Source organism: Pirellulales bacterium (assembly GCA_035546535.1).
In the GTDB taxonomy this organism is placed as follows: domain Bacteria; phylum Planctomycetota; class Planctomycetia; order Pirellulales; family JACPPG01; genus JACPPG01.
Genome location: DASZWQ010000146.1, coordinates 1 through 4,757 on the forward strand (window position 1 = coordinate 1; position 4,757 = coordinate 4,757).

4 protein-coding genes are annotated in these 4,757 nt (G+C 62.7%); 1 reads left to right on the forward strand and 3 read right to left on the reverse strand.

Features of this window, described 5'->3' with window-relative positions; translation table 11 throughout:
- Nucleotides 1–23: 23 nt before the first annotated feature.
- The 3 genes from VHD36_17420 to VHD36_17430 form a co-directional block, all read right to left on the reverse strand.
- Nucleotides 24–725: a DUF2238 domain-containing protein gene (locus VHD36_17420; protein HVU89108.1), complete on the reverse strand. Its 702-nt coding sequence runs from the start codon at nucleotides 723–725 to the stop codon at nucleotides 24–26.
- A 3-nt stretch (nucleotides 726–728) separates the two neighbouring features.
- Nucleotides 729–905 (reverse strand): hypothetical protein, encoded by a 177-nt coding sequence (locus tag VHD36_17425; protein ID HVU89109.1) that lies wholly within the window; start codon nucleotides 903–905, stop codon nucleotides 729–731.
- Nucleotides 906–1,041: 136 nt separating this feature from the next.
- Nucleotides 1,042–2,865, reverse strand: coding sequence for a phospho-sugar mutase (locus tag VHD36_17430; GenBank protein ID HVU89110.1), 1,824 nt, complete (start codon nucleotides 2,863–2,865; stop codon nucleotides 1,042–1,044).
- 359 nt (nucleotides 2,866–3,224) lie between these two features.
- Between VHD36_17430 and glmM the strand changes: the two genes are divergently transcribed.
- The gene (glmM, locus tag VHD36_17435; GenBank protein HVU89111.1) at nucleotides 3,225–4,571 is read left to right on the forward strand and encodes a phosphoglucosamine mutase; all 1,347 of its coding nucleotides are present in this window, start codon (nucleotides 3,225–3,227) and stop codon (nucleotides 4,569–4,571) included.
- Nucleotides 4,572–4,757: the final 186 nt, after the last annotated feature.

Here is a 4,757-nt window from a genome sequence, read left to right on the forward strand (position 1 = left end):
TCCGCGGTGCGACGTTTGTTCCCTCACACTGCCCTCTCCCGGAGGGAGAGGGTTTTCGCGCCGCTGCGATTCGGGCGCAGCAGCGGCGACGCCGCGACCGACGCGGCGCATGCAATGAGTGAACCGAATAGAGCCAGCGTCATATCCTTCTGCGCATCCCACATATCGCCTTGTTGACCGTTGTAGGCTTCGGCCGCGTCCGGCGCGAGCAAAAGCGCCACGCACCACTCCATGATTTCGTACAGCGCGCTCGTGGCCATGATGACCGAAATCGCCATCAACCAGGCCCAGACGCGCGACATACGCGCGGCCTTCCGCAGAAACTCGCAGGCGACGCCCGCCAACAGCAGCCCATAGAAGAAGTGGACCATTCGGTCATAGTGAGTGCGCTGCCATTCGGCGGTCGGTTGCCCATCGCCGCCTTGCAGCAGATCGAACCATTCGTGATAGGGAACGTTGGAATAGAGATATCGCGCACCCAACAGGTGCAAACACAAGAAGGCCAGCACGGCCGTGTAGCTAGACAAACTCAACGGCTGAAGGAAATCGACCGTGACCAGGAAGATCACGGCAAGCACGGTCGGTATGTGCTGCAGAACGAGCTCATCCGGATACGGTGGGTAGAGGCAACTAATGATCCACAGCGCGACGAAGAGCCCCAGCAGCCAAAGCTTTCGCGTGCGCGCAGCAATGAAGGCGCGCCAATAACCATCACCAGGCGACATGGGCTACGCCTCGTTCTGCTCGCCCTTTGGCACGATCTCCCTCGTGCCGACGAACAACAGCGCGAACACCGCGGCGCCGAAGAGAAGCACCAGGCCGTAACCTAAGATTTTGACTTCCCCAAATCGGATCCCGAAGATCGCCATCGCCGTGCCGAGAAGCGCCATCGTCGAACTGGGCAAGAAAATTGCTCGGCGCATTAAGCCCCCTGGGCGAGAGGATGGTTTCTGCTTCCGACAGCATTGATCCGCGCCGAGCAGGAAATATTCCCGCCTTCCGACCACTGCCGAATCGATGTGGGAAGGACTGCGACCGGCTTTAGATCGCGTCCGCCACGGCGGCCAGGTCCTTCTCCATGCCGGTCAGGCGTTCTTCCAACTCGGCTTTCGTGTCGTCGAGGTTCGCCAGTTGCTCGGCCGGCTCGTAAGCAAAGGTATAGAACTTCACCTTGGGCTCGGTGCCGCTGGGGCGCACGGCGGCATAATTGCCGGCCTTTTCCAGGTCGAAGATCACCAGGTCGTCCTTTGGCCCGTCGAGCTTCTTCTTGCCGCCGTCCGGCGCGAGCGTGACCTGGTTCAGGTAATCGCGCGCCGCCACGACTTTCATCCCGCCGATCGACTTGGGCAGGTCCGTTCGCAAACGCGTCATGAGCTGCTTCATGCGCGTCATCCCTTCGCTGCCGGGCATCGTCTTCGACACCGTCTTCTCAGCATGGCAGCCATGCTGCCAATACAGCGCATCGAGCTTCTCGGCCAGCGTGTGTCCGTCCGCTTTGCAGTGGGCCGCCAGCTCGGCCATCAGCATGGCGGCCACGGCCGCGTCCTTGTCACGGACGTGCGTGCCCACGAGAAAACCGTGCGATTCTTCGCAACCCATGACGAACTTTTCCGGCCCGACCTCGTCGATCGTTTGCGCGATCCACTTGAAGCCGACGAGCAGGTTGCCATACGTCTTTACCCCGTAGGCGTCGGCAATACGGCGGATCATTTCGCTCGTGACAAGCGTTTTGACAATGTAGTTATCGCTCGACAAGGTGCCGGCGGCTTTGCGGCCGCTCAAGACGTATTCGGCCAAGAGCGCGCCGATCTGGTTGCCGGTGAACGTGCGCCACTGGGCACCGAGCGCCAGCTTCACCGGCGCGGCGCAGCCTAATCGATCGGCGTCCGGGTCGGTCGACAGAATCAATTCCGCGCCGCTTTGATGTGCCCGCTCGATCATCGTGTCGAACGTGGCCGGGTTTTCCGGATTCGACACATGCCCCGGCACGTTCGGAAAATCGCCGTCCGGCGTAGCGTGCGGCTTGAACACTTCCACGTCCTTGAAGCCCGCCGCGGCCAGCACCGGGCAAACGCTGGTCGCACCCACGCCGTGCATCGGCGAATAGATGATCTTGATCGTTCGCGGACCAGGCAGGCTCTGCGCTTCGATCCCCTTTTGATAGACCGTGTCGGCCTCCTCCTGGCTGTATTTCACCTGGCCGGCGGCCAACGCGTCGGCAAACGGCACGCGTTTGATCGTCGTCACGCTCATCACGCGCTCGATCACCCCCTTGTCGTGCGGCGGCAGCAGCTGAGCGCCGGTGCTCCAATAAGCCTTGATGGCGTTGTCGCTGGGCGGATTATGGCTGGCCGTGATCATGATGCCGCACGAGCAGCGGAAATGCCGCACGGCCAGCGACAGCTCGGGCGTGCTGCGAAAACCGTCGAGAAAGAACACTTCGAAGCCCGCGGCCACCATGATTTCGGCGCACAGCTCGGCGAAATGGCGCGAGCGATGCCGCGTGTCATAAGCGATCGCGCACGACAACTTGTCGCCCGTCGGCTTTTGCTCCTTCACGTAGTCGGCCAGGCCCTGCGCGCTTTCCCCCATCGTGCGATCGTTGATGGCGTTCGAGCCGATCGGAAACATCCGGCCGCGCCGCCCGCCGGTTCCGAAGGGAATCACCGTCCAAAAGACGTCGTCGAGCTGCTGCCAATGGCCGGCCGCGATTTGCTCGGCCACTTGGGGTGCATATTCGGCATAGCGCGGCTCGGTGAGCCAGGCGCGAATGTTCTCAACGGCCGTGGCCGATATCTTGCCGGCGGCCGCCGCCTGCTTGAGAGCTTCCAAAGGCGGGACCGGAGATTGCGAAGTGGTCGACATGAGCGCTCCTGCAAAGCTGCTGACCGGTTTGTGCCCATGACCGAGCCGCCCGGGCGTGGCGTTTATTGTGCCGAAAAGCCAGTCTTGAACAAGTCCGAACGCGCCGGTGCTTGCCACGCACACTCCTCGCGCTCGCGAGAGAAGGCTGCTATACTTGCACGCACGCGGCGTCGAACGAAACGATTGTTCGGGACCGCCGGGTGCCACCGGTGGCTCGTCCACCAGTGCACAGTTCGACGTAACCACGGGCACACGAGCTGCCAGCAGCACACCTGTCGATCGACGAAGTTCTTGGAACAACGTCCAAGCAACCACCACCAACATAGCGCCACCCGCACTCCCCCCGAGGAAACCAGCCCGTGAGCGAACCGATCATCAGCGTCTCTGGCCTGCGCGGCATCGTCGGCGAAAGCCTCACGCCCGAGGTGGCCATCCGCTACGTCTGCGCTTTTGCCGAATCGCTGCCGCCGGGTCGGCCGGTGCTGGTCTCGCGCGACGGGCGTGCCACGGGCCGGATGCTGGCACAAGCGGTGTGCAGCGGCTTGGAAGCCGTGGGCCGCGATACGATCGATGCCGGCGTGGCCGCCACGCCTACGACCGGTGTTCTGGTCCGCACGCTATTGGCCGCCGGCGGCGTGCAAATCTCGGCCAGTCACAACCCGCCCGAGTACAACGGCTTGAAGCTCTTTTCGGCCGAGGGGCGCGTCATTCCGGCGGCCGATGGACGGCGCGTGCTCGATCAATATCGCACGGGCAAGATCGGCTGGGTGCCGCACAACGAAGTAGGGCACGCCATCGCTTGCGCTGACACGCTGTCGGCGCATTGCGCGCTGGTGCTCAAGACGGTGGACGTCGAGCGCATACGCCGCCGCAAGTTCCGCGTTCTCCTCGATTCCAATCACGGCGCCGGCAGTTGCCTGGGTCGCCGGCTGCTCGACGAGTTGGGGTGCAAGGCCACGATCCTCGGGGAAAAGCCCGACGGACAATACGAGCACACGCCCGAGCCCACGCAAGAGAATCTGTCGGGCGTGCTTGCGCGCGTGCGCGAGGTGGGCGCGGACATCGGCTTTTGCCAGGATCCGGACGCCGATCGGCTGGCCATCATCGACGAAGCGGGTCGTTATATCGGTGAGGAATATACGCTGGCCCTGTGCGTCGATCACGTACTGCGCAGCCGGCCCGGCCCCGTGGTCACGAACTGTTCGACCAGCCGCATGACCGAGGACCTGGCCGAGAAATACAAGGTGCCTTTTTTCCGCTCGGCCGTGGGCGAGGCGAACGTCGTCGAAGCGATGCAGCGTCACAATGCGGTCATCGGCGGCGAAGGAAACGGCGGTGCGATCGACCCGCGCGTGGTGTTCGTTCGCGACAGCTTCGTCGGCATGGCCTTGGTGCTCGACGCCATGGCCGCGCGCGAAGAAAAGATCAGCCGGCTGGCCGACGAACTGCCGCGCTACGAAATCGTGAAGACCAAGATTTCACTAATGCCGGAAAAGATTCCCGCCGGCCTCGCCGCGCTGAAGAAACATTTCGCCGATGCCAAGAGCGACACGCTCGATGGTCTGCGACTGGATTGGCCCGGCAAATGGCTGCTCGTGCGCGCGAGCAATACCGAACCAATCGTCCGCGCGATTGCCGAGGCGCCGACGACCGCCGAAGCCCGCCGCCTGTGCGACGAAGCAGCCCAAGTGCTCGCCAAGGTCTGAGCGGCGCTCGCACAAGTCGGCAGAGGGCGGTAATTGATGAATGCAAAATGACAGTAGTGCCAAGTTTGGCGGATTGATATAGGTGAACGCAAGGCTCCTCTTGTACATGACTTGTGTCCAGCAGGTCACTTCCAAGGAGGGAGCCATGCGTTCAAGGGTGAGTCATACCATAACGAGCCAGGATGT

Excerpts from the sequence above, each read along its gene's own strand:
- VHD36_17420 (HVU89108.1), bottom strand. The coding sequence starts at position 725 with ATGTCGCCTGGTGATGGTTATTGGCGCGCCTTCATTGCTGCGCGCACG.
- VHD36_17430 (HVU89110.1), bottom strand. The coding sequence starts at position 2,865 with ATGTCGACCACTTCGCAATCTCCGGTCCCGCCTTTGGAAGCTCTCAAG.